The sequence below is a fragment of the Sphingobacterium sp. WM genome (assembly GCF_029542465.1).
GTDB lineage: Bacteria > Bacteroidota > Bacteroidia > Sphingobacteriales > Sphingobacteriaceae > Sphingobacterium > Sphingobacterium cellulitidis.
In genome coordinates, this window is sequence record NZ_CP120709.1 from 1,758,261 (window position 1) to 1,783,557 (window position 25,297).

Consider the following 25,297-nt stretch of genomic DNA (forward strand, 5'->3'; position numbering starts at 1 on the left):
GGATTTTGGTCTGACTTTCTTCGGACCTTGGCCGAATTTTTTCGAACAAGGTCAGGAAAACCTCCGAGGAAGGTCCGAAGAAGGTTCGGAAAAGCTCCTAGTTTGAACTGTATAAAGCTATAATTAAAGCCAAATTGGAATAGTATAAGCAAGTGATTGGAAAGAACAGGAGCGAAGTAATAGGAATTAAAGAAAAAAAGAAACCCCGAGCTGATATGCATCGGGGTTTTTAATATTTTTTGGACTGATTAATCGTAAAACTCTTGATCGTAGTTTTGATTTTTATTCTTTTCCGGGTTTGGATTCTCGGATTTGTTGATATCCTTTTCGCCTTCCTTTGGTTTCTTTGGTTTTTTCTTCCCGAATTCTGCAACTTCCACAATACGAGGAATACTACTTTTCGGTGCCATATAGCGTAGTTTGCGAATCTTACGTCTGCGTTTGTAATTTTTGATGAGTGATGAATCCCGATATAGATTCCAGTTCATCAATAATACACTGAATAATACTACTGCAAGCCCAATAATCTGCATCCTGCTCACAATATGGTCCGTGAAGAAATGAACCAAGATTAAGGCAACAATTGGATTTACATAGGCATAGGTACTCACCTCAGTTGCTGGACGAACCTGTAATAGGAAGATATAACAACTAAAGGCTAGAATGGAACCCATCAATGCCAGATAAACCATGGCACCCCAATATTCCAATGGAACTGACTTGACGTCGAAGTTCATGTACTCCCCATTAAGTAGGGCAACTGTTGTAAAGGCTATCCCTGCTACGACCATTTGCCAAGCAGTTTTTACCATTACATTCAGGTCTTCTTCAGGTTCTTTGGGAGCTGTGGAATCAGAAGATTTATTGTTTTCCGACTTCTTGCTGTATTTCGAAATCAATGAACCAACGGTCCAGCCAATGGTTCCTACGGTCATTACAATCATGGCCGTTAACTTCTTATCCGAAGAACCATCATCGGCAGATGCACCGAAGATCTGCTCTGCAAAGAGCATCACAACACCCATGAAACCTAGGATAAGTCCCAATAAGGTTGGAATGCTGGAGAAATTCTCCTTCCATTTGGGTTTATCTAGAATAATAAACCAGATGGCTGTTGCAGCAGACAGAATGGAAACAATCGCACTGGAAATATATTGTTCGGACCAAATAATGGCCGCCATATCAATAAATAGCAAGAGGAAACCCACCAAAGCGGCATCCTTTACTGCTTTCTTGATATAAATTTTATAACCCTTCAGCCAGCAATAAAGCATCAATAAGCTACCCGCAATAATAAAGCGGATGGAGCCTAGGACAAAGGGAGGGAAAGCATGTAATGCTTTCTCAATAAAGAAAAAGGTAGATCCCCAAACGATGTAGACCACCAGATAGGCGAAGATGATAAGACTGCCTGATGGACTTGATGATTTAACCATGACTTATTTTAATCCTTTGAAGGAATAACCAATTTATTGTCTTCCTTCACTGTTTCTAAAACGATTGTAGTTCTTGTAGAGATAATACCCTCTATCTTGCTCAAGGTGTTGCGCATAAGGTCAACCAATCCAGCAGAATCATTGGTTCTGACTTTGATCAGGTAACCATCTTCACCAGCGATATCGTGTACTTCCAATACCTCTGGTATTTCAGCTAATAATAAGCCTACTTTTTGAACACCGATAATATCTTGGGTCTTGATAAAGATGAACGAAAGCATCTTTTGGTCGAGAGCAGCTGGGTTGATGCGAGCATTATATTGAAGGATAACTTCTTTTTGTTCGAGTTTTTTGACTCTCTCCAGGATAGCGGAAGGTGCCATACCAAGTTCACGGGCAATATCCGCATTATTGGTACGGGCATTATCTTGCATGATCCGGATGATCTGAAGGTCAATTTGATCTAATGAAATTTCAAGTTTTGCCATAATGCCGCAAATATCGCTAATTCCGAATTAAATTCAAAGAAATGAACAAAAAAATGAATTTTATTCAGTGGATTATGACTTGCTGGAGATAATTGTTGCAAAAATTCAGTCTATCAATGGATTAGGAAATCAATCCATAGGCTTGGAAGGTACACGAATATACGGAAATTGATAAATAACTGGAAATATATGTTTATGACTTATTATTTATGAAACAATGTGTAGTTTTGTTATTCAATCTATCTACAGTGTCAGTACAGTTAAAATTAGTAGCCTTAGCGGAATCTCTCAAGGGAGATTTATTTTATGATCAAAAAAATGCATCCCATCAAACGATGCGTTTAGCTTATTCCACCGATGCCTCGGTTTATCAGGAATTACCATTAGCCGTATGTATCCCTCAGGAAATTCAGGATCTGAAGAAATTGATTCATTTTTCTCGGGAAAACCAAGTTACCTTGATTCCTCGTACTGCCGGAACTTCCTTGGCAGGACAAGTGGTGGGTAATGGTATTGTGATTGATATTTCCAGGTTCTTCAATCAGATTCTGGAAGTTAATCAGGAAGAGCAATGGGCGCGGGTTCAGCCTGGCGTGATTCGGGATGATCTGAATGCCTACTTAAAACCCTATGGATTGATGTTTGGTCCGGAGACTTCTACTGCCAGCAGGGCCATGGTTGGAGGAATGATCGGTAATAATTCCTCCGGATTGCATTCAATCGTTTGGGGAGATACGCGCCATAATTTGTTGGAAGCGAATGTGATATTGGATGATGAGTCCGAGGTAGTATTCAAAAGCCTTAACGAAACGGAATACTTTGAGAAGCTTTCCCAGCAAAATAGAGAAGGTGATATTTACCGTGGCTTGAACAACCTGTTGACCAATAAGGAGAATCAGGATGCCATCCATGCAGGCTATCCAAAATCTGAGATTACCCGTAGAAATACAGGCTATGCCTTGGATATGTTGAGTGATACCAGTGAACCATTTAATCTATGCCGATTATTGGCAGGTTCTGAAGGTACTATTGGTATTATCACAGAGGCAAAGATTAAGCTTATGCCATTACCTGCAAAGGAAATTGGTTTATTATGTGTGCATTTCAAGGATATGGTGGAATGTATGCGTGGGAATGTGGTTGCACTGAACAATAAGCCTGAAGCTTCCGAACTGGTAGACAAATATATTTTAGATTTTACGGTAGGACATCCTACCTATCAATATAATCGGTTTTTCATTGAAGGAGATCCGGAAGCCTTATTAATCGTTGAATTCCGAGGAAATTCACAAGCTGAAATTGCTGCTAAAGCAGAACGATTGATTGCTGAATTAAAGGCGGAAGGCCTGGGTTATGCTTATCCATGGATTACAGGGGTTGAACAAACCAATTTAGTTTGGGATGTTCGGAAAGCTGGATTGGGTTTGATCCGAAATCTACCGGGAGATTCTCAGCCTGTCAATCTGATCGAGGACTGTGCGGTTTCTCCTGAGGATTTACCCGATTATGTTGCCGATATCCAGGAATTACTAAAAACTGAAAATGTGCATGCTTCCTATTATGCCCATGCTGGTGCAGGGGAGCTTCATATCGAACCTTTTATTAATCTGAAAACTGCTGAAGGAAAGAAACAATTTCGACGCATTTTAGAGAAAACTACTGATCTAGTGTTAAAGTACAATGGATCATTAAGTGGGGAGCACGGCGATGGTCGATTGAGAGGGGAGTTTATCGGAAAGGTGTTGGGAGAAAAGGTATATGATCTTCTGTTACAGGTGAAAAACATCTTTGACCCGCATAATGTCTTTAATGCGAAAAAGATTGTCAATACACCTCCAATGGATACACATTTGCGCTATGATCAGGTGACTGATGGCAAGAGTATCAAGACCTATTTTGATTTTACAAAGAACGAGAGCATTCTTCGCTTGGCGGAGAAATGTTCCGGATCGGGGGATTGTCGGAAAACTGAAATCACTGGTGGAACGATGTGTCCATCATTTATGGCTACGCGTGATGAAAAGGATACTACTCGTGCCAGGGCAAACATGTTGCGCCAATTCCTAACCAACTCAACACAAACCAACCGTTTTAACCATGAAGAGATTAAAGATGTGATGGATCTTTGTTTGAGTTGCAAGGGCTGTAAAACTGAGTGTCCATCGAGTGTGGATATTGCCAAAATGAAAGCGGAGTTCCTGCAGCACTATTATGATGCCAATGGAAGTCCTTTCAGAGCGAAATTGATCGCTAACTTTACGGAGTCTCAGAAATTAGGTTCATTGGTAGCTCCGATCTATAATTTCTTTGCAACGAATGGATTTACCTCCAGTATCATAAAATCTGTTGTCGGTTTTGCGCCGGGAAGGTCATTGCCAAAAGTTCATGGCACCACCTTCAGTAAATGGGCTGCAAAACAACCAGCAAGCTCTCAACAAAGGAAGGTATTTCTTTTTAGTGATGAGTTTACCAATTACAACGATACCGAAGTAGGTATTGCTGCCTATAAATTATTAACAGCTCTGGGATATGAAGTTATCGTTCCTAAGTTAAAGGAAAGTGGTAGGACTTATTTGTCCAAAGGCTTTGTCAAGAAGGCTAAAGAACTGGCGAATCAGAATGTTGATTTGGCAGCTGCGGAGGTAACCACTGAATCACCTTTGCTAGGGGTAGAGCCGTCTGCCATTATTACTTTTAGGGATGAGTATCCAGATTTAGTGGATGCTTCGAAACGTGAAAAAGCAAATAACCTTGCCAAGAATGCCTTGATGATCGATGAGTTCCTGGTTCGGGAAATAAAAGCTGGAAGATTGCATCCGGAGCAGTTTACCTCGGAACCGCAAAAGATCAAGTTACATGGGCATTGTTATCAGAAAGCATTTAAGTTGGTGGATTATACGAAGGAATTATTGTCCTTCCCATCCAACTATGAAGTGGAGGTGATTCCATCTGGATGTTGTGGAATGGCGGGTTCATTCGGATATGAAAAGGAGCATTTCGAAGTTTCTCAAAAGGTGGCCGAACTTGTATTGTTCCCAACCTTGAGGAAGACTTCAGATGATTATATCATCGCGGCGGCTGGAACAAGTTGTAGGCATCAAATCAAAGATGGTTTGCAAAGAAAATCGTACCATCCGGTAGAAATTATGTATAATGCCTTAATTAAGAAATAATAAACAAAAAAAGGATATTATTGTATTAAACATAAACAGAGAAATTATGAAAAAGATAACAACTTTTGCAGTTTTACTTTCCACGGCAGTTTGGATGGGTTCATGTGGAAATGCTAATAACAAAGGCGATAAAACAGGCGATTCAACAAGTAGCAATGTGGCAAAGGGATTAAAACCCTTGACCAATGAAAAGGAGAGTAATCAGTTTCATTTGTACTTTGATCTTACGAATCCAAGTGCTACAGACTCATCGATGGTCTATGATGCAAAAGCTGAATTCAATAATGAACCTGTAGGGTTTAAGGTTGAAGTATTAAAAAATATAGAGCCTGGGATTAATGAAAAAGGTCAGGCGGACGAAGAGTTAGGCTTTAGAAAAGGTGCGGTTAGGATTAGTTCCAATGGTGCTCCATCTGACAATTTCGTCAAGACTTTGGGAACCTTATTTAAACTTCCTACAGATGGAAAGATGACAACTAATACTTTAGATCCATTGGTGTTTTCTTCTAATAATAAGAAAGTTGATTTATCCAATCCTGGTACCTATAGTTTCAAATATTTCTTTGATAATGGAACAGGGAAAGAGGCAGAGATGTTTGGTAAAATAGATACCTATAAACAATCTTTTGAATTGGGTGAGAAAGACTCAACCTTCCGGGCTGCAATTATTTCAGCCTTTGAAGGTAAATAAAACATAATTTAATGTATTTTAGAAAGGGTTTCCAATATGGTTACCCTTTTTTTTCTGATTTCGGGCGGCGGTCGAGCTTGGAACTTATTTTGAAATGGCTGAATGAATAGGATGAAAATTTTTCTTTTTACATTTTTGATATGCTTGACAAGCTGGAATCTAGGCTTTTCTCAGGAAGTCAAGCATTCGGAGCGATCCATTAGAGGCAAGATTAGCTCTCCTGTTTTGGGCGAGATCTCCGGGATTATTTCATCAATAAATAACCCAGGCATGTTTTGGGTACATAATGATAGTGGTGATAAGGCGAGGGTTTATTTAATTGATTCAGCAGCTCAATTGATGTGTACCTATCAATTAGATGGAATTGATGCTATCGATATTGAAGATATCGCTTGGGTGGAGCTCAATGGGAAGTCTCATATTGTATTGGCTGATGTAGGGGATAACTTAGGACAACGTAGCAATATTAGCTTATATGTCTTTCCGGAGCCAGTTTTTTCGAAAGGCAATAAACAGGATACCATTGCTAAGACATCCATATCGGTCAAGACTTTGAGCTATCCCGGCAAAGCCAGAGATGCTGAAGCGATATTTGTGGATCCACTGGACAAGCAGTTTTATATTATTTCAAAACGGGAATTTCAATCCAGCCTCTATACAGCCGCAATTTTTGGTTCTGCTATTGATCATTTCCAATTGAAACCATTAATGAGATTTCCTTTTACTTTTATCACCGCTGCGGATATTTCCTCGAAAAGGGATGCTATAATCATGAAGAATTTAACCAATATATATTATTGGCCTATAGGTTCTAATGAATCCATAGTTAAAGCTTTACAGAAATCTTATTTACCTATTCCTTATGAACCCGAGCCACAAGGAGAAGCCATTACATTCGATCGATTGTCAGATGGATTTTACACGATTAGTGAACGACCTTTTGGTTTAGACTCCTATCTTTATTACTATTATATTTCAAAACCTTAAAACTGATGAAATCCAGATTTTTACTGCTATTACTTTTATTTACGGTTGTTTTTGCCCAAGCTGCTAAAGTGGATACTTTGGCGATCCCAAGTGCTGCCATGAAGAAATCGATCAAGACGGTTGTTATTCAGCCTGAAGGATCGAAGAAAAAGGAATTTCCGACTTTGTATTTACTGCATGGGTACTCAGGTGGTTATAGTAATTGGGTAAATAAGGTTCCGGCCATCAAAGAATTGGCAGATCGCTATGAGATGGTTATTGTTTGTCCGGATGGAGGCTTTGGAAGTTGGTATTGGGATACGGAAGATCCTAATTTCCAATATGAGACCTTCGTGGCCAAGGAATTGCTGGAGTATGTGGAAGGGAAATTTCCAGTAATCAAAGATCGGAGTAAACGTGGTATTACGGGATTGAGTATGGGTGGCCATGGCGCATTGTATCTAGCGATCCGTCATCAAGATGTTTTTGCAGCGGTTGGTAGTACAGCAGGAGGAGTTGATATTCGCCCATTTCCTAATAATTGGGATATGGCAAAGCGTATAGGAGCCTATGATCAGCATCCTGAATCATGGAATAAACATACTGTTATGGAGCTAACCCACCTGATAAAACCAAAATCTTTAGAAATTTTTATTGATTGTGGCACGGATGATTTTTTTTATGGGGTTAATAATAAGTTACACGAAAAATTAACTTACTTAAATATTCCGCATAAATTTTTAACTATGCCAGGAGCGCATAATTGGGACTATTGGAGCAAATCTATTCAGTATCAGCTAACTTTTTTTCATGACTTTTTTTCAAAGGCCTGAAATGCTGGCGGTATCGGATAATTTATTTGCGAATCTGAATAATATTGATAAATTTGATTTATCTACGAGAGGATAAACCTGTAGAAGCCATTTTGATGTTCAGAATGGCTTTTTTAATTTTGACCATGATTTTTAACCTAAGGCGCGTAAAGTCGCAATTTCAATTCCTGAGTATCAGCTTGCTGATGCTGCTCATTTTTATGTTCAATTTTGCTTTAGGTCAAGAGAAACTGACGCTAAGTGGCTATGTGAAGGATGCTAATACTGGGGAAAATTTAATCGCCGCGGTAATTCGGGTTTCAGATTTAAACCTGAGTACTTATTCCAATAATTATGGATTCTATTCCATTTCAATTCCTGCGGGAACCCATGAAGTAGAATTGTCCTTTGTTGGCTATGCGAATAAGGTTGAAACCATTCAAATTTCTGCCGATAAACGCCATAATTTTGAGTTAACTCCCAATTCCAATGTGATCGAAGAAGTTGTGGTGACTGGCAAAAAAGAGGAGGATCATGTTACCTCTGCACAGATGGGTAATCTGAAGTTCACCATGGAAGAATTAAAGAATATACCTGTTTTATTTGGGGAGAAGGACCTATTGAAATCCATTCAGTTATTGCCGGGAGTTTCCTCAGGAGGTGAGGGAAGTGCTAATTTTTATGTTCGCGGGGGCGGTGGAGACCAGAATTTAATTCTATTGGATGAAGCTACAGTATATAATGCTTCCCATCTTATGGGCTTTTTCTCGACTTTCAATTCAGACGCAATAAAAGATGCCAATTTGTACAAAGGCGGGATTCCGGCGCAATATGGTGGTCGAATTTCTTCGGTAATGGACATCAGTATGCTGGATGGAAATAGTAAAAAGTTCAGTGCTGAAGGTGGAGTAGGATTGATAGCTTCCCGTTTGAAGTTGGAAGGCCCCATTGTAAAAGATAAGAGTTCCTTTATGCTGAGTGCAAGAAGAACCTATGCCGATTTATTCTTGAAATTATCCAAAGACCATAAAACCAAAAACAGTAAATTATATTTCTACGATCTGAATGCAAAAATGAATTATAAGCTGAATGATCGCAATACCTTGTATTTATCGGGCTATTTTGGGAAGGATGATTTAGGATATAGTGATTTATTCGGGTTTGATTGGGGGAATTCTACCGCTACGGTGCGTTGGAATTCCATTCTGAATTCCCAATTATTTAGTAATACCTCATTAATTTATAGCGACTTTTCCTATGACGTTAATGTAAACAGTGATGAATCTAAGTTCTCCATTGCGTCTAAAATCCGGAATTTAAATTTCAAACAGGACTTCTCCTATTATTCGGACGACAATAATGCCTTGAAGTTTGGAGTGAATGTTTTGCATCAACAAATTCGTCCGGCGAGTATTGAAGCCAGAGAAGGTTCAGATGTTAATTCTATTGAAATTGAGAGAAGACAAGGGATTGAGGCTTCTGCCTACGTATCGCACGAATGGAAACCTTTTGAGAAGTTAAATTTAATTTATGGATTACGATTAAGTGATTTCATGGTGATGGGTCCTGGGACATTTTACGAATTTGATGAAGAGGGCGAGCCCACTTCGGAATCCTATTTTGGGGAGGTCATTGCGAAACATTATTTAAATTTTGAACCGCGTTTATCCTTATCCTATGCTTTGAACAGCAATCATAGTATCAAGGCTAGTTTTAATAGAATGGCTCAAAACCTGCATCAGTTGACCAATACTACGGCGAGTTTACCAACTGACCAATATATTGTCAGCAGTTTAAATGTAAAGCCTCAGATTGCAAATCAAGGAGCTTTAGGTTATTTCCGCACTTTCCAAGGGAATGTCTATGAGTTTTCGGTAGAAGCTTATTATAAAACCATGGAAAATCAGATTGATTTCAGAAATGGAGCCGATCTACAAGCGAATAAATTCATGGAAGGCGACTTATTGTATGGTATTGGCAGATCCTATGGTACGGAATTCCTTATGCGTAAAAATAAAGGGCGATTGACAGGATGGGTTGGATATACCCTGGCAAAGAGTGAGCGCCAATTTGATGAAATCAATGATGGCAATTGGTTTAATGCACGACAAGACAGAACCCACGATGTTTCAGTAGTTGGAATTTTCCAATTGAGCAAACGCTGGACAGTTGGTGCGACCTTTGTTTATTATACTGGTAACGCCATTACTTTTCCAAGTGGAAAGTATCAGGTGGATGGTCGGACCATGTTCTATTATTCCGAAAGGAATGGCTATCGAATGCCAGATTATCATCGTTTAGATTTATCGGCAACCTATGAAACCCGTAAGGATAAGAAGTTTAATTCGAGTTGGACCATCGGTGTATATAATGCCTATAACCGCAAGAATGCCTATATGATTGACTTTAGAGAGAGTGAACAAAATCCAAATATTACCGAGGCCTATAGAATTGCCTTATTTGGCGCAATTCCATCCGTGACCTGGAATTTTAAATTTTAAGAAGATGCAGAAGAGATTAACATATCATATCCTAATATTTTCATTTTTACTGTTGTTTAGCAGTTGTGAAGATTTAATTGATGTCGACCTGAATAAGACTGATCCAAGGATTGTCATTGTTGCAGACATTAATAATGAAGAGAAGATTCATGAAATTCTGGTAAGTAGGACTGTTGATTTTGATGAACCTATACCTTACGAGCCAATCTTGAATGCGACGGTTTATATTCAATCCAAAAGTGGTAGAACTTATTATTTTAATTCAGCAGGAGAGGGTAAATATCGTAATAGCAGTATTGCCTTGGCAGCAGGAGAGACTTATACCTTGGTGGTGATGGTCGATGACGAAGAATATAAATCAACGACTACGATGCTACCATTTATAGATGTTGAATCCATTGGAGTCAACCAAGAGACTTTGCTGAATGAAACCTATTACTTTATCAATCTTAAATTTTTTGATCCTACTGGGCAAGCGAATTACTATCGATATAGCATTTCCAGAAATGGAGAAGCGTTCAAGTCGAATGCTGTCTTCTCGGATAAATTTAATGATGGGAATGAGGTAACGCATCAATTAGGTCGGGAGTATGGCAATGAAATCAAACCTGGAGATCAATTATTGATCCGTCGCTTTATTATCAGTAAGGAGTCCTACAACTATTGGTCTGAATATATGTCCACCAATCCGGGGAGTGCAGCACCAGGGAATCCAACCTCAAATATCGATAATGGAGCAATGGGGTACTTTAGTGTTAGCAGTGCACGTGATTACAAGGTAGAAATTGCTAAACCCTCAGACGAATAAGGTCTTGAATTGAAAGCCTTTTTGTAAAAGGTAATCTATACTTCGGGGTAGGGCGTATTGAACATTGTCAATGGCTTTAATATTGTCGTGGAATACGATGATACTTCCGTTTCTGCTGTAGTTGATGCAATTCTTGTAACACTGTTCGGGGCTAATGTTTTTGTCATAATCGCCCGTTAAAACGTCCCACATGATTATTTGGTAATCTTTCGCCAACTCCTTCATTTGAGATTTGGAAGCTCGGCCGTAAGGAGGGCGGAATAAATTGGATTGGATTAATTTATTGGACTTTTCAATATTCTCAAAATACTTTTGATCATCCGTTACCCAACCTTTTAAATGGTTGTAGGTATGGTTTCCTACGGCATGACCTTCATCTAAAATCCGTTGAAAAATTTCAGGATATTTGCTTACGTTTTCTCCCACACAGAAGAAAGTCGCTTTCACCTTTTTTTCCTTCAGACAATCCAATATCCATGGCGTTATTTCGGGGATAGGACCATCGTCAAATGTTAAGTAAATATTATTTATATCTTTTTCTTTTCGCCAAATCGCCTGTGGATAAACGTAATTGAGGATAAAGAAAGGGCGGACAAAATGCATATTGTATCAATCAGATATTTTTACAAATTTAATCAAAGTTTAGGTATGAAAAGAGTATTTAATCTTTGTTAATGAATAAGCTGGTCCAGTACTTTCAATTAAATCGGAAGGAGCAAAGAGGCTATTTCTTTCTGATTTGGATTATTTTCCTCCTCCTATTAGGTCATATTTTTTTGCCCGTTTTTTATCCTCCAGAAGATATCAATATCCTTATCAAACATTTTCCTGAAGAAATCCTTTTCACAGGCAAAGCCCCAAAAAGCATAAAACCTGTAAAAAATAAATTCCGAAAAGCAGTAAGCCTTTTTCCATTTGATCCTAATACCTTGGATAAAGCAGGTTGGGAAAAATTAGGGCTTAGTGATAAGCAAGCCCAGGTCATTATTAATTATAGAAACAAGGGTGGCAAGTTTTATAAAAAGGAAGATTTAAGGAAAATATATTCATTGGATAGTATGAAAATCCAGGAACTGTTGCCCTATGTGATAATTTCCAAGATGGAAGAGAGACCTTCTTTTGCAAATATTGAATATCCCAAGGAAAAGAATTTCAGGTTTAAAAAAGCGCCCGAAATTATTGAGTTGAATAGTTCAGATAGTCTTGGTTTTATCAGTTTGAATGGAATTGGTCCGGTTTATTCCAAAAGGATTATCAAGTTTCGGGAGGCATTGGGAGGTTTTGTAAGGCTTGAACAGATTTCAGAGGTATATGGCATCCCTGCGGAAACTTATGTCGCCATTTTGCCTTACTTAAAATTAGATTTGAGCCTGGTCAAGAAAATAGATATCAATTCGGTCAATGTTAATGATTTAGGAAAACATCCTTATATAAAATATAAGCGAGCAAGAACAATTATCAATTATAGGGATCAACACGGTGCGTTTAAAAGTCTTTCAGATCTGAGAAATATTCATTCTTTAGATGAGGAATTTTTTAGTAAAATTGAACTTTATTTGGAATTTAGATAACATCTATGATTGAAGAGCAGCTGAAAGCATATATACGGGATATTCCTGATTTTCCGCAACCAGGAATTGTATTTAAGGACATTACACCTTTACTTCAACAGCCGGATTTGGTGAAGTTGGCGGTAAAGGAATTTGTTCGAAAATTAGAGGGGATAGAGATCGATGTGATTGCTGGAATAGAAAGCCGTGGGTTTTTGTTTGGTTTTTTATTGGCTCAGGAGTTGAATAAACCATTTGTTCCGATTCGCAAGCAGGGGAAATTACCCTTCCATACGATATCAGAATCCTATAAATTGGAATACGGGCAGGCTACCATTGAAATGCATGAAGATGCTATCCAAGCTGGAACAAAAGTATTGATGCATGATGATCTATTGGCTACAGGCGGAACCGTTGTTGCTGCCAGTAAATTAGTAGAAAAATTGGGTGGAGTAATTACAGGTTACTCTTTTGTAATTAGTCTGGATTTTCTGCAAAGTGCAGGAAGGTTAACCCGATTTAGTGAACGTATTATTTCATTAGTCCACTATAACTAAAAAATAAATTGAGGGTTATGCCCTCAATTATTATTTTTAGAATTCACCTTGGACTTTATAATAATTATCCCCCATAACCTTGACTTGCTGATTCTTTTCTACTAAATAGAATCCATTTTTTTCATAAGCCAAGAATTCAGAGGTTTTATATAAGGTGTTTTTAACCTGTTTTTCAACTGAGATCATGTGTGGATTTCCTTGGGCATCCAATTTGATGCGGACGCAAGACAAATCTAATTCCGGATTGGTAAAACTATATTGAATCAAGCTGTCCGTACGGTCAACTTTCACAAAACCTGCATAAGCTGGTTTGTTTAAGTCTATAGCCTGAAAACTGGATAGTTCAACTGCCCAATCTTTAATTTTAAGCTTCTTCGTTTCTTCCTGATCATCTTTTTTTACCGTTTTATTGATTTCGGGATTTACAGATGCCAAGGAATCAATTTCCCTTTGGAAAAAAGTCGGGATGTCGAAGAATTTCTCCTGATTAATAGCTGCTTGTTCCGATTTCTTGGAAGGGTTACAAGCATAAAAAGCAGCAGTAATGATTACTGCTGCTAATATTTTGAATAACTTATGATTAATATGCAAGGACATTACCAGTCATTTCAGTTGGGATAGGAAGATTAAGTAGTTGCAGAACTGTTGGTGCTACATCGCCTAATTTACCATCTTTGATATTTTTATATTGGTTATCAATCAATATGCACGGAACCAAATTGGTTGTATGTGCTGTATTCACTGAACCATCCTCATTGATCATGAACTCAGAATTACCATGGTCAGCCAGGATAATAAAGGAGTAACCTGCATTGATTCCCGTTTCAACAACACGCTTGGTGCAGTTATCTACGGTTTCAACAGCTTTAACTACTGCCTCAAATACGCCTGTGTGACCGACCATATCCGGGTTTGCAAAATTCAAACAGATAAAGTCAGGTCCGTTTTCAACCATATCCTTACAAATAGAATCTGCAATGGTATTAGCACTCATTTCAGGTTGCAAGTCATAGGTCGCAACTTTCGGAGAAGGGATCAATAACCTTCTTTCACCTTCAAATTGTTCCTCGCGACCACCTGAAAAGAAGAACGTAACGTGTGGATATTTCTCAGTTTCAGCGATTCTGACTTGAGTTTTATGTTGTAATGCAAGGGTTTCACCCAGGGTTTGAGTTAAATTATCTTTTTGGAAGATGACCTTTACATCTTTGAAAGTATCATCGTAAGAGGTCATGGTCACATAGTAAAGATTTAACGGATGCATATCATATTCTGGAAATGCTTGTTGAGTTAAAGCTACTGTAATTTCACGACCACGGTCTGTACGGAAGTTATAACAGATTACTACATCACCTTCGTGGATAGTTGCTTTAGGCGAACCTTGGGCATCTACCATCACGATTGGTTTCAAGAATTCATCTGTAATCCCTTCTTTATAAGAAGTTTCAATAGAATTTACAAGGTCAGTTGAAGGTGTTCCTAGGCCTTTGATTAAAAGGTCATAAGCCTGTTTTACACGTTCCCAACGGTTATCACGGTCCATGGCATAATATCTACCGATAGCAGATGCGATGGTGCCGACAGAATTTTTCAAGTGATTATCGAGATCTTTCACATAACCAACACCGCCGTTAGGGTCGGTATCACGGCCATCCAAGAAAGCATGGATAAATACTTGTTCATTTGTAAGGTTTGCATCTTTAGCGGCATCGGTTAAAGCCTTTAGATGTTCGATATGGGCATGCACACCACCATCGGATAGCAAACCAATAAAATGTACCTTTTTATGATTAGATTTTGCATATTCAAATGCAGCCTGAATAGTAGGGTCAACTTTAAATACACCTTCTTGAGCAGCCTTATTGATACGGCCTAATTCCTGGTATACGATTCTTCCGGCCCCAAGGTTCATGTGGCCAACTTCAGAATTTCCCATTTGGCCAGCAGGTAGACCTACGGCTTCGCCAGATGCTTCAAGTTTGGAGTTAGGGTAGGTTGCAAGCAAGTAGTCTAAAAAAGGAGTGTTAGCGGCTATTACAGCGTTTGAATTATCATTTTTTCCGTAGCCTAATCCATCCAGAATTAGTAGTGCTACTTTTTTATTTTCAGAACTCATTACACAAATATACTTATTATTCATAAAAATGCTAAAAGGAGGAACCTGTAAGGGCGATATAATATTTGTATTGGTTTTGCTGAATGCAACAGGGATTGGCATAATTTTCGCTAAAACATTATTGAAAAATGAATTTAATGTTAAGTGGCAGTAAATTTTGTGTACTGCGCTGATGACCCCAAGTCAATTATGATTGCGACAATTAAAGGTATAGGTATAAGGATGAGGCTTATTGCGGTAGCAATGATGCTTTTGCCATTGCTAATATTCTCTAGTTTCCAGTCGGATGTTTCCCTTGAATTATTAGGTGCATTAAAGGCGAATAACGCGAAGAACATTGCTAACTTTTTTGGACAGAATGTATCCTTATCGATAAAAAACGATTCGGGATATTATTCTAAGTTTCAAGCCGAAGTTATATTGAGTGATTTTTTCAGGCTTACAAAGACAAGCGAGGCCAAGCAAGTTCAACGGACCAATCGTAACAACAATAGTTTTTATATAGTTTATCAAATCAAGACCAATCAAGGTTCTTATCGTGTTTTTGTGAAGTTTGTGCAATCGGGATCCGATGCGCAAATCAACGAGCTAAGAATAGAATAAACTACAGTTTTTCGAATTTAAGTTTCCAAATAAATATATTTTTATTCATCTTCGCTTAATTTTAAATGGTAAATGGAGAGAGAATTCAAAGATAAACTAGTACATTTTGTTCAAGAGGCCCTTTTAGAAGATGTAGGTTCAGGCGATTACACCTCATTATCTACGATAAAAGAAGATCAATTAGGTGAGGCTCAATTATTGGTCAAGGAGGATGGGGTTCTTGCTGGAGTAGAAGTTGCCAAAGAAATATTTTCCCAAATAGATCCTGAATTAGAATTTAACCCACTTATTTCTGATGGGAGCCATGTCCACTATGGAGACATTGCTTTCAAGATAAAAGGAAGTATCCATACAATCCTTAAAGGAGAGCGTTTGGTATTAAATATCATGCAGCGGATGTCTGGTATTGCTACGCAAACTTCAAAGTATGTTCAGGCGATTTCTGGAACCGGAGCGAAGGTTTTAGATACGCGTAAGACCACGCCTTTGTTAAGATTTTTGGAGAAGAAAGCAGTAGAGATTGGTGGTGGTTCAAATCATCGATTTGGGCTTTATGATATGATTTTGATCAAGGATAATCATGTTGATTATGCTGGAGGGATCTCTGCAGCGGTGAATGCTGCTTTTGATTATAAGAAACAAAACCAATTAGATATTGCGATTGAGGTTGAGGTTAGAAATTTTAAAGAGTTAAACGAAGTTTTAAGTTTAGAGGCGGTTGATCGTGTGATGTTTGATAATTTTAGTCCTGCTGAAGTGAAAGAAGCGGTAGAATTAGTTGGGGATCGGTTAGTGACGGAAGCTTCGGGCGGAATTACTTTAGACAGCATAGCAGCTTATGCACAGGCAGGGGTAGATTATATTTCTGTAGGTGCATTGACCCACTCGGTTAAAAGCCTGGATTTAAGCTTAAAAGCAAAACTTATTTAGTAAATTGCTGTAAATGATATCAATATACCTTGTTGGAATTGTCATATTAGCATATCTTTTCGGTTCAATCCCTACAGCAGTATGGTTTGGACAGGCATTTTATGGAGTTGATGTTCGTGAGTATGGGAGTGGAAATGCTGGTGCCACAAATACCTTTCGTGTATTAGGAAAGAAGGCGGGCTCTGTGGTGATGTTTGTCGATATCTTAAAGGGATGGACAGCGACCAATTTGCCTTATCTTCTAGATAGTAGTATCGTTGGAAATCATGATGCGCCACAATTTGTAAATGTGCAATTGGCTTTAGGCGTGATTGCGGTATTAGGTCATTTGTTTCCGATTTTTGCAGGCTTTAGAGGTGGTAAGGGTGTTGCAACCTTATTTGGAATGGTACTTGCCATTCATTGGCCGGCAGCCCTAGTGTGTGTGTCGGTATTCCTGTTGGTATTATTAATTACGCATTATGTTTCTTTAAGCTCCATTATGGCAGGTTTTGCCTTTCCATTTAGTGTAGCTTTTATATTTAAGACCACAGTTCCTTCTATTCTCTTATATGGAATTGCAATTTGTGCCTTAATCCTGGTTACCCATCAAAAAAATATTGAGCGTTTACTGAAGGGAAAGGAATCTAAGATATATTTATTCAAGAAAAAAAATCAAGATTAAACTTTTGGGTACAAGTTTTGTTTAATACTTCTAGATAATAGTATTGTATTAGATAAACTAAATCAAGAACACTTATGAAACGATTCACAAAATACGCCTCCATGGTACTTTTAGGAGCCACTCTGGTAGGTTGTGCTACATCCGCAATTACCGGACGTAAATACCTAAAACTGGTTGACTCCCAGACCATCAATAATCAAGCGGCTTTAGCCTATAAAGATTTTTTGAGTAAGAACAGTTCGAAAGTAGAAACTGGTACTGCGGCAGCAACACAAGTTAAACGAGTAGGAAATAGGATTGCAGCAGCAACGAATGAATATTTAAGGCAGATTGGGGCTGCAGATAAGTTTTCTTTCAATTGGGAGTTTAACTTAATTGAGAGTGACCAAGTAAATGCATGGTGTATGCCAGGAGGTAAGGTAGCTGTCTATACAGGTATTTTACCGATAGCAAAGAATGATGCCGGATTAGCTACAGTGATGGGGCATGAGATTGCCCATGCGATTGAAGAGCATTCCGTATCGCAAGTTTCCAATGCGATGGCAGCACAATTTGGTGCACAGTTATTAAACGCAGCAGGAACAATCAGCAATAGTAGATATACAGGATTATTCAATCAGATCTATGGTATTGGATACCAAGTAGGATCATTGAAATTCTCTAGAAATGATGAGTTAGCAGCAGATAAAGCAGGCTTAATTCTAATGGCGATGGCAGGATATAATCCGGAAGAAGCGGTTTCATTCTGGGAAAGAATGGCGCAAGGTAAAAAGGGAAGCCCTCCAGAATGGTTAAGTACTCACCCTAGTGATGCAAGACGTATCAGTCAATTGCAAGCCATGGTTCCAGAAGCGATGAAGTATTATAAAAAACAATAAGTTAAAAATATACAGGAAAAGGCCGATAAGAAATTATCGGCCTTTTCTTTTGTTCTGATACCGAGTAAAAATAACCGTTTTATTTGCTTCACAAGAATTTACACAGCATTTAATAATCGATGATTTCAGAGTTTTAGAGTTCTAATTTCAAATAAATACAATAATTATTTAATTTTTTTGTAACTTTTTTTAACAAGAACATACTAATTGATTAACTAACAAAAACGAATTATAAATGGAACTTAAGATTAGTAATTTAACAAAGACCTATAATAATGGGGTGAAGGCTTTGGATGATGTGAATTTAGAGATTGGGACGGGAATGTTTGGGTTATTAGGGCCCAATGGAGCTGGGAAATCATCCTTGATGCGTACGATTGCGACCTTACAAAGTCCTGATAAAGGAAGTATTCAATTTGGAGATATTGATGTGCTCCAGGATAATAATGCATTGAGAAGGGTTTTAGGGTATTTACCGCAGGAGTTTGGTGTCTATCCCAATTTATCTGCTGAGGATTTGTTGAATTATTTTGCAGAGTTAAAGGGCATCGTCAATAAAGAAGACCGCAAGAAGATTGTCAATAATGCTTTGGAAATAACCAATCTATACGATTTTAAGAATAAAAATGTAAGTGGATATTCAGGGGGTATGAAACAAAGGTTTGGGATTGCTCAGATGTTGTTGAATGATCCGAAACTCATCATCGTGGATGAACCGACGGCAGGTTTAGACCCTGCGGAGCGACATCGTTTTTTGAATGTGCTACGGGAAATTGGTGCTGAGCATACGGTAATTTTTTCTACTCATATTGTGGATGATGTGCGAGAGTTATGTCATGAGTTAGCAATCATGAATGGGGGTAAAGTATTGTTCAGAGGTACGACTCAAGAGGGAACGGATTCATTGGTAGGAAAAATATGGAAGAAGAAAATTGACCGTTCCGAATTTGATAAGGAAAATGCGATTTATAATATTATTTCATCCAACTATAATCAAGATAATAGTTTAAATATTAGGGTGTTTGCGGATGTTCAACCGGATGAATCCTTTAGCTTGGCGACGCCAATTTTGGAGGACGTTTATTTTGTGACTTTAAAAAGTGATCAGGTAAATGTTTAAGACTATTTTCTTGTTCGAGATAAAACGCTGGTTGAAGCAACCTGTTTTTTATGTTTATTGTGCTATTTATTTTGGATTGGCCTATTTTACGACGATATCAAGTTTAGGAGCTTTTGATGCAATAAGCAGTACAACCTCTACTCCTGTAAATATTAATTCGCCATTGCATATTGCCGGGTTTCTCAATAGTTTTTCAACACTTATTTATTTTCTATTACCCACAATAATTGGAGCTTCTGTTTACAGAGACTACCTGTATAATATGCATACCTTATTGTTCTCATACCCTTTGAATAAGCTGAATTATTTATCGGCAAAATTCCTGAGTTCATTGGTTATTGTGACGATTATTGCATTGTTATGTGTGCTAGCCTTCTATTTGGGACAGTTTCAGCCAAATATCAATAAAGATCTTTTAGGCCCGAATAACTTTAGAGCCTATGTTGAGGGATTCTTGGTTACGGTTATTCCAAACTTTATATTATTTGGGATTATCATATTTGCCTTAGTAACCTTTAGTCGGAATATCTATGTAGGCTTTGTCTTTGTCCTGATTTTATTCCTGCTTCAATCCTTGTTGGATGCTGCGATGCAAAATATGGATAATCGTTATTTGGCTGCAATCCTGGATCCATTTGGTTTTGAACCTATTCAGTATTATAGTCGATATTGGAGTGTGGATGAGCAGAATACCAATTTACTACCCATACGTGGGGTATTGATTTATAATAGGCTGATTTGGTTAGGTTTTGCAGCATTGCTGTTTGGTTTTGTTTATTATAAATTTAGCTTTTCGCAGTTGGGTATTTCCTTCAAGAAGGCCAAGTCCAGCGATCGGATGGTCAAAGATAATTTCGGAAGTATACTTAAGATTGCCTTACCTCAAGTAAAGAAGGATTACAGTTTCTGGAGCAATTTGAAATTAAGCTGGCGATTATCTAATAATGATTTTAAGTTCCTGGTTAAAAACTGGACATTCATTATTCTGTTGATTATTGCCTTTCTATTTGTTTTGGTGGTAATTTCAGTTTCTGGGGAGATCTTTGGGACCTCTACCTATCCTGTGACCTGGCAGGTATTGATTTCCATGGGAAGTATTTATAGCTTCTTTTTGAATATTATGATTTTCTTGTTTTCAGGAATGCTGATTCAGAGGTCAAGGCAGACGAATATGTTTTTGTTAATTGAGGCGACGTCAGTTCCAAACTGGGTTCTTTTATTTTCAAAAGTAATTGCCATGATTAAGATGGTTTACCTGGTCATGTTGGTTTGTCTGATCAATGGTATTGTTTATCAAATCTATGAGGGATATTACCAATTTGAAATTGGCCATTATATGTATGAGCTTTTTGTGTTGATTCCTATTAAAGTTCTGTATTTGATCTTATTTGCCTTTTTCATTCACAATTTCTTTAAGAACTATTTTATAGGCTTTATCATTTGTTTGGTATTATTTTTCAGTCTTCCATTTTTATCCAAAATTGGCATTGAACAAATGATTTTCCGTCCGCATGCAGATCCATCCTACAATTATTCGGATATGAATGGTTATGGGGAAATTCGCCATTTTATTTATTACCGAATTTATTGGATCTTATTGGGCATTGTCATGTTTGGCTTGACTTTGTTATTCTGGAGACGTGGAATCATCAGTAATATCAAGGAGAAGTTCAATTTAGTTGCTCAACGCGCGAAACCACAGCTGATAGTGCCAATGGTCTTGGCAATTGCTGGATTTATTGGTTTGGGATATGGTATTTATAGTGAGAATAATGTCAAACAACCCCATTATTCAGCATTAGAACGTGAGTTGCAGCAAGTTGATTATGAAAAGCAATACAAGCGTTATGAGGGACGTTCGATTCCACGATTAGTGGATGTGAAGGTCGATATGGATATTGATCCTAAGAACAGGAACTTTAACACTTTGGGCAAATTTGTATATGTCAATAAAACATCAGAGCCTATTGATACCATTTTCATGAACAAAAGTCCTGACAATATTATTTCTGCAAAATTTGATCGAGATGCTAAGCGAATTGTTCAAGATAGTGTCTTGGCAGTGGATATATATTTTCTGTCCAAAGCATTAAATCCAGGAGATACCTTAAAGATTGATTATACTATTCGGAATAAGGCAAATGGTTTCTTATTTGATAGGTCCTCTGTTTTGGAGAATGGAACTTTCTTAAACAACCTTATTTTTCCGGTTTTAAGTTATTCAGAATCAGGTGAGCTTGTAGATAATAATGTTCGCAAGAAATATGGTTTGCCAGATAAAATGCGAATGCCTGACCCAAGGGACTCGAGTAAATTAGGGAATAATTATATTTCTCAGGATGCTGATTGGATTACTTTTGAGGCGACTTTGAGCACTGATAAGGATCAGATTGCGATTGCGCCGGGTTATCTTCAGAAGGAGTGGGAGAAGGATGGCAAGCGTTATTTCCATTATAAAATGGATGCTCCAATCTTAAATTTCTATTCTTTTATGTCTGCAAAATATGAGACGAAAAAAGAAAAGTATAAAGGCAAGAATTTAGAGATCTATTATCATAAAGGCCATGAGTTTAATCTAGACCGGATGATGGCATCGATGAAGAAGTCCTTGGATTATTATGAACACAACTTTGGTCCATACCAATTCCAACAGATGCGGATCATTGAATTTCCATCTAGTATGGGAACTTTTGCCCAAGCATTTGCCAATACGGTTCCATTCTCGGAAGGGATAGGATTTATTGCCAAGGTTGATGAAAAAGATCCAAATGCAGTGGATTATGCATATTCCGTGGTTGCACATGAGTTTGCACATCAATGGTGGGCACATCAGGTGATTGGTGCCTATGTTCAAGGTTCAACAATGATGTCAGAATCGCTAGCAGAATATAGTTCATTAAAGGTCTTGGAGCATACTTATGGAAAGGAACAAATGTTCCGTTTCTTGAAAGATGCACTTGATAAATATCTTCTTGGGCGTTCCAATGAGAAAATTCGGGAAAACCCATTGATGTTCAATGAAAATCAACCCTATATTCACTATAATAAGGGTTCTATGGTTATGTATGCCATGAGTGATTATTTAGGAGAGCAAAAGTTTAATGATTTCTTGAAAAACTACACGAGTCAATATAAGTTTCAAAATCCGCCTTACACTACTTCGATTGAATTTGTAAATATGTTGAAACCAGTAGTTCCGGATTCATTACAATATTTGGTTAAAGATCTTTTCGAGACTGTGACGATTTACGACAATAAGGTTACGGATGCTAAGGTGAAGGATTTGGGTAATAACAAATATGAGGTGGAGATTAGCTTTCAAGTTTCCAAATATCGTACAGATCCTTTAGGCAAGAAAAGTTATGAGGATATAAAAGGGACAGCCTTAACCCATAAAGAAGGCAAGAAAAGCATTCAATCCTTGCCATTGGAGGATTATGTTGAAATAGGGATTTTTGCGGAGGAGACCGAGAAAAATGGGTTTAAATTTGATAATCCTATTTTATTGAAGAAGGTTAAGCTTTCAGAGATCAACAATAAGTTGAAGTTTGTGGTTGACAAGAAGCCTGTGCAGGTGGGGGTTGATCCAAATTATAAGTTATTGGATACAGATTCGGAGGATAACCGAAAGAAAATATAACAGAGGAAGCCGTTTAATTGTATTAAACGGCTTTCTTCTTTATGGGCGAATAGGCTTATCTTTGGGTTTTAATGCTAATTGAAAATTATGAATATTCAAGACCTTATAATTAAGGACAAAGACCTTGTTTTATTAGAGGATGTATTTTTGAGTGAAGAAAATAGGGTTAAGATTGACCAATTGATTAAGGAGCATCGATATTTTGAGGAGTTGAGTGAGTACGGTCTGCCTGTTAGCAATAAAGTGTTGTTATTTGGTCATTCAGGCTGTGGGAAAACCACAACGGCAAAGGCCATAGCAAATAGCCTACATAAGCCACTGATCATTTTAAATCTGAGTAATGTTATTAATTCGAGAATAGGCGAGACTTCCCAGAATGTGAAGCAGGTTTTTGATCGAGCTGCTCGAGATAAGGCGGTTTTGTTTTTGGATGAGTTTGATCAATTAGGTAAAGCCAGGGGAGATGATGATAATGATGTTGGAGAGATGCGGAGGTTGGTTAATTCTATTATCCAGCAGATAGATTATTTACCGAATGATGTCCTATTAATTTGTGCGACGAATCATGTTGATATTATTGATTCAGCATTAATCAGGAGATTTCAAATCCGGATACATTATGAAATGCCGGACCAAGTTGCCTTGGATTCGTATTATGATTCCTTGTTAGCACGTTTTCCGGAGGAGTTGCATCCTAAAAGCCGGAGGTATGGGCTTTCATTTGCGGAAGCGAAGGATAGTTTATTTTCTATTGTGAAATCTAATCTGATTAAGAAATTAGATATGAAAGGCAGGATGCTATAGAGCTTCCTGCCTTATAAAAACTATAATTTATTATGCAGTTTCTTTTTCTTTTCTGAATAAGATAAACAAGAAAGCCACGATTCCCATTAGGAAAGGATAGTATAAATATTGCATGATATCAATTGGAGATAAGAGTTCTCTTCCTTGTTCTTCGGATAATACAGCGTTTGCAGCAGCTAATGCGGCCAAGATTTGCGCTCCATAAGGGACCAGACCTTGAACAAAACAAGAAATTGTATCCAATATACTCGCTACCCGACTTCCCTGTAGTCCATTTTCATCCGAAATATCTTTGGCGATTGGTCCAACAATAACAATGGTAATGGTATTATTAGCAATTGCCATATTGACTAAACTCACTAAAAAAGCAATGCTGAGTTCGGCTCTTTTTTTGGAATTGATTCTTTTGGTGACCGTATTCAGCAAGTAGTCAATCCCGCCATTCATACGAATGATTCCAACAACACCCCCAATAATCAAACATAAGATACTGAGTTCAAACATTCCCGCAAAGCCATCGTTTATTGATTTTAGGATGGTTAAGAAGTCTATTGATCCAGTTGTTATACCAATTACTGCAGCACATAGAATACCTATACCCAGTGTCCAGATTACATTCAATCCAGAAAGAGCTAAGATAAATACCACGATATATGGCAAGATTTTAACTAATTCAAAGTCTCCGACATTCATATCTGCGGTATTATGGAGCATTTGATTTCCCAGAAAGGCATAAATGATCATGACAACAATGGCTACAGGAAGGACCATTTTGAAATTGACTTTGAATTTTTCCTTCATACCGACGCCTTGTGTTCTAGTGGCGGCAATGGTCGTATCCGAAATAAAGGAAAGATTATCCCCAAACATGGATCCACCAATAACGGATGCTAAAGCGATAGGCATAATTCCGCTGATGTTTTCATCGAGTCCTACGGCAATTGGAGCAAGAGCTACGATCGTGCCCACAGAGGTACCAAGAGAGGTAGAAATAAAGCAAGAAACCAAGAATAATCCTGATATCACAAATTGCGGTGGGATATAGGTGAGGGCGAAGTTAATGGTTGAAGAAATCGCACCGATGTTCTTTGATAATTCACCAAATGCACCTGCAAGAAGAAATATCAAGATCATAATCAAGATATTTTCATTGCCAGCACCTAGGGCAAAGTTTACCAATTTTTCCTGAAAAGGCTTTTTCGGAAACTGAAAAAATGCGACAAACAGACATAATACAAACACAACCAATACTGGTAATGCATAGAAGTCACCTAAAATAAAAGATCCTGCAAAGTATATCACTACAAAGAGGATTAATGGTAATAAGGCCCAAATACTGCCTTTATTCATAAGCTTAGATTAAGTAAAAATTTTCCAAAAGTAGTATAATAATCACAAACCCCATGAAAACAAGGTCAATATAGAATGTTATTAGCTATATTAATTTTATAGATTATGTATTAAAAACTGATTTTCAAAGGCTTAATGCTTTGCTAAACCGAAATAATGTGTAACTTTAGTTACAATCACCAAAATAAACGTAAAACAATTGAAATGAAA

The 25,297-nt window shown here is 37.8% G+C and carries 21 protein-coding genes; 15 read left to right on the top strand and 6 right to left on the bottom strand.

Annotated features, from left to right (window positions below):
- Positions 1 to 248: 248 nt before the first annotated feature.
- On the bottom strand, positions 249 to 1,436 hold the full coding sequence (locus PZ892_RS07460; protein WP_277712630.1) for an EamA family transporter: 1,188 nt from the start codon (positions 1,434 to 1,436) through the stop codon (positions 249 to 251).
- Between the two features lie 8 nt (positions 1,437 to 1,444).
- Positions 1,445 to 1,924, bottom strand: coding sequence for an Lrp/AsnC family transcriptional regulator (locus PZ892_RS07465; protein WP_093095838.1), 480 nt, complete (start codon positions 1,922 to 1,924; stop codon positions 1,445 to 1,447).
- 248 nt (positions 1,925 to 2,172) lie between these two features.
- Here PZ892_RS07465 and PZ892_RS07470 point away from each other — a divergent pair, with 248 nt between their 5' ends.
- The 6 genes from PZ892_RS07470 to PZ892_RS07495 all read left to right on the top strand — a co-directional run bounded on the left by PZ892_RS07470 (position 2,173) and on the right by PZ892_RS07495 (position 10,875).
- The gene (locus PZ892_RS07470) at positions 2,173 to 5,097 is read left to right on the top strand and encodes an FAD-binding and (Fe-S)-binding domain-containing protein (protein WP_277712631.1); all 2,925 of its coding nucleotides are present in this window, start codon (positions 2,173 to 2,175) and stop codon (positions 5,095 to 5,097) included.
- A 46-nt stretch (positions 5,098 to 5,143) separates the two neighbouring features.
- Positions 5,144 to 5,788, top strand: coding sequence for a hypothetical protein (locus PZ892_RS07475; protein WP_094257156.1), 645 nt, complete (start codon positions 5,144 to 5,146; stop codon positions 5,786 to 5,788).
- Between the two features lie 111 nt (positions 5,789 to 5,899).
- A complete protein-coding gene (locus PZ892_RS07480; protein ID WP_277712632.1) occupies positions 5,900 to 6,775 on the top strand; it encodes a hypothetical protein in 876 nt (291 codons plus the stop codon).
- Between the two features lie 5 nt (positions 6,776 to 6,780).
- The gene (locus PZ892_RS07485) at positions 6,781 to 7,587 is read left to right on the top strand and encodes an alpha/beta hydrolase family protein (protein WP_277712633.1); all 807 of its coding nucleotides are present in this window, start codon (positions 6,781 to 6,783) and stop codon (positions 7,585 to 7,587) included.
- A 53-nt stretch (positions 7,588 to 7,640) separates the two neighbouring features.
- Positions 7,641 to 10,067, top strand: a complete 2,427-nt coding sequence (locus PZ892_RS07490) for a TonB-dependent receptor (RefSeq protein WP_347176398.1) — start codon at positions 7,641 to 7,643, stop codon at positions 10,065 to 10,067.
- 4 nt (positions 10,068 to 10,071) lie between these two features.
- Positions 10,072 to 10,875: a DUF4249 domain-containing protein gene (locus PZ892_RS07495; RefSeq protein WP_277712634.1), complete on the top strand. Its 804-nt coding sequence runs from the start codon at positions 10,072 to 10,074 to the stop codon at positions 10,873 to 10,875.
- Here PZ892_RS07495 and PZ892_RS07500 read toward each other — a convergent pair.
- A complete protein-coding gene (locus PZ892_RS07500) occupies positions 10,864 to 11,478 on the bottom strand; it encodes a polysaccharide deacetylase family protein (protein ID WP_277712635.1) in 615 nt (204 codons plus the stop codon). The two genes, PZ892_RS07495 and PZ892_RS07500, sit on opposite strands and share 12 nt — an antisense overlap.
- Positions 11,479 to 11,549: 71 nt before the next feature.
- Here PZ892_RS07500 and PZ892_RS07505 point away from each other — a divergent pair, with 71 nt between their 5' ends.
- Positions 11,550 to 12,446 (top strand): helix-hairpin-helix domain-containing protein, encoded by an 897-nt coding sequence (locus PZ892_RS07505; protein WP_277712636.1) that lies wholly within the window; start codon positions 11,550 to 11,552, stop codon positions 12,444 to 12,446.
- 5 nt (positions 12,447 to 12,451) lie between these two features.
- Positions 12,452 to 12,982, top strand: coding sequence for an adenine phosphoribosyltransferase (locus tag PZ892_RS07510; protein WP_277712637.1), 531 nt, complete (start codon positions 12,452 to 12,454; stop codon positions 12,980 to 12,982).
- A gap of 36 nt (positions 12,983 to 13,018) precedes the next feature.
- Here the strand turns inward: PZ892_RS07510 and PZ892_RS07515 are convergent, their stop codons facing one another.
- A complete protein-coding gene (locus tag PZ892_RS07515) occupies positions 13,019 to 13,579 on the bottom strand; it encodes a hypothetical protein (RefSeq protein ID WP_277712638.1) in 561 nt (186 codons plus the stop codon).
- Complete coding sequence (gene gpmI, locus PZ892_RS07520) at positions 13,563 to 15,122, bottom strand: 2,3-bisphosphoglycerate-independent phosphoglycerate mutase (protein WP_229678270.1); 1,560 nt, start codon at positions 15,120 to 15,122, stop codon at positions 13,563 to 13,565. Before gpmI ends, PZ892_RS07515 begins: the two co-directional genes overlap by 17 nt.
- Positions 15,123 to 15,287: 165 nt before the next feature.
- On the opposite strand from gpmI, the gene PZ892_RS07525 reads away from it, so the two are divergent.
- The 7 genes from PZ892_RS07525 to PZ892_RS07555 all read left to right on the top strand — a co-directional run bounded on the left by PZ892_RS07525 (position 15,288) and on the right by PZ892_RS07555 (position 23,737).
- Positions 15,288 to 15,701, top strand: coding sequence for a DUF4783 domain-containing protein (locus PZ892_RS07525; RefSeq protein ID WP_277712639.1), 414 nt, complete (start codon positions 15,288 to 15,290; stop codon positions 15,699 to 15,701).
- Between the two features lie 72 nt (positions 15,702 to 15,773).
- Positions 15,774 to 16,631 (top strand): carboxylating nicotinate-nucleotide diphosphorylase, encoded by an 858-nt coding sequence (gene nadC, locus PZ892_RS07530; RefSeq protein WP_277712640.1) that lies wholly within the window; start codon positions 15,774 to 15,776, stop codon positions 16,629 to 16,631.
- Between the two features lie 13 nt (positions 16,632 to 16,644).
- The gene (plsY, locus tag PZ892_RS07535) at positions 16,645 to 17,295 is read left to right on the top strand and encodes a glycerol-3-phosphate 1-O-acyltransferase PlsY (RefSeq protein ID WP_094257166.1); all 651 of its coding nucleotides are present in this window, start codon (positions 16,645 to 16,647) and stop codon (positions 17,293 to 17,295) included.
- A 74-nt stretch (positions 17,296 to 17,369) separates the two neighbouring features.
- A complete protein-coding gene (locus PZ892_RS07540) occupies positions 17,370 to 18,173 on the top strand; it encodes a M48 family metallopeptidase (protein ID WP_094257167.1) in 804 nt (267 codons plus the stop codon).
- A 235-nt stretch (positions 18,174 to 18,408) separates the two neighbouring features.
- Complete coding sequence (locus PZ892_RS07545) at positions 18,409 to 19,293, top strand: ABC transporter ATP-binding protein (protein WP_277712641.1); 885 nt, start codon at positions 18,409 to 18,411, stop codon at positions 19,291 to 19,293.
- Positions 19,286 to 22,933 carry a M1 family aminopeptidase gene (locus PZ892_RS07550; protein ID WP_277712642.1) on the top strand — a complete coding sequence of 1,216 codons (3,648 nt, stop codon included), beginning with the start codon at positions 19,286 to 19,288 and terminating at the stop codon, positions 22,931 to 22,933. The genes PZ892_RS07545 and PZ892_RS07550 overlap by 8 nt, the downstream gene beginning before the upstream one ends.
- 87 nt (positions 22,934 to 23,020) lie before the next feature.
- A complete protein-coding gene (locus PZ892_RS07555) occupies positions 23,021 to 23,737 on the top strand; it encodes an ATP-binding protein (RefSeq protein WP_277712643.1) in 717 nt (238 codons plus the stop codon).
- A 30-nt stretch (positions 23,738 to 23,767) separates the two neighbouring features.
- On the opposite strand, the gene PZ892_RS07560 is transcribed toward PZ892_RS07555, so the two are convergent.
- Positions 23,768 to 25,087 (bottom strand): Na+/H+ antiporter NhaC family protein, encoded by a 1,320-nt coding sequence (locus PZ892_RS07560; protein WP_277712644.1) that lies wholly within the window; start codon positions 25,085 to 25,087, stop codon positions 23,768 to 23,770.
- Positions 25,088 to 25,297 lie beyond the last annotated feature (210 nt).

Bases quoted from the DNA above. Each gene is read 5' to 3' on its own strand.
- PZ892_RS07540 (WP_094257167.1), top strand. From the start codon at position 17,370: ATGAAACGATTCACAAAATACGCCTCCATGGTACTTTTAGGAGCCACT.
- PZ892_RS07510 (WP_277712637.1), top strand. From the start codon at position 12,452: ATGATTGAAGAGCAGCTGAAAGCATATATACGGGATATTCCTGATTTT.
- PZ892_RS07480 (WP_277712632.1), top strand. From the start codon at position 5,900: ATGAAAATTTTTCTTTTTACATTTTTGATATGCTTGACAAGCTGGAAT.
- gpmI (WP_229678270.1), bottom strand. From the start codon at position 15,122: ATGAATAATAAGTATATTTGTGTAATGAGTTCTGAAAATAAAAAAGTA.
- PZ892_RS07555 (WP_277712643.1), top strand. From the start codon at position 23,021: ATGAATATTCAAGACCTTATAATTAAGGACAAAGACCTTGTTTTATTA.
- PZ892_RS07500 (WP_277712635.1), bottom strand. From the start codon at position 11,478: ATGCATTTTGTCCGCCCTTTCTTTATCCTCAATTACGTTTATCCACAG.
- PZ892_RS07505 (WP_277712636.1), top strand. From the start codon at position 11,550: ATGAATAAGCTGGTCCAGTACTTTCAATTAAATCGGAAGGAGCAAAGA.
- PZ892_RS07545 (WP_277712641.1), top strand. From the start codon at position 18,409: ATGGAACTTAAGATTAGTAATTTAACAAAGACCTATAATAATGGGGTG.
- PZ892_RS07525 (WP_277712639.1), top strand. From the start codon at position 15,288: ATGATTGCGACAATTAAAGGTATAGGTATAAGGATGAGGCTTATTGCG.
- PZ892_RS07465 (WP_093095838.1), bottom strand. From the start codon at position 1,924: ATGGCAAAACTTGAAATTTCATTAGATCAAATTGACCTTCAGATCATC.
- PZ892_RS07495 (WP_277712634.1), top strand. From the start codon at position 10,072: ATGCAGAAGAGATTAACATATCATATCCTAATATTTTCATTTTTACTG.
- plsY (WP_094257166.1), top strand. From the start codon at position 16,645: ATGATATCAATATACCTTGTTGGAATTGTCATATTAGCATATCTTTTC.
- PZ892_RS07560 (WP_277712644.1), bottom strand. From the start codon at position 25,087: ATGAATAAAGGCAGTATTTGGGCCTTATTACCATTAATCCTCTTTGTA.
- PZ892_RS07475 (WP_094257156.1), top strand. From the start codon at position 5,144: ATGAAAAAGATAACAACTTTTGCAGTTTTACTTTCCACGGCAGTTTGG.
- nadC (WP_277712640.1), top strand. From the start codon at position 15,774: ATGGAGAGAGAATTCAAAGATAAACTAGTACATTTTGTTCAAGAGGCC.
- PZ892_RS07515 (WP_277712638.1), bottom strand. From the start codon at position 13,579: ATGTCCTTGCATATTAATCATAAGTTATTCAAAATATTAGCAGCAGTA.
- PZ892_RS07460 (WP_277712630.1), bottom strand. From the start codon at position 1,436: ATGGTTAAATCATCAAGTCCATCAGGCAGTCTTATCATCTTCGCCTAT.
- PZ892_RS07485 (WP_277712633.1), top strand. From the start codon at position 6,781: ATGAAATCCAGATTTTTACTGCTATTACTTTTATTTACGGTTGTTTTT.
- PZ892_RS07550 (WP_277712642.1), top strand. From the start codon at position 19,286: ATGTTTAAGACTATTTTCTTGTTCGAGATAAAACGCTGGTTGAAGCAA.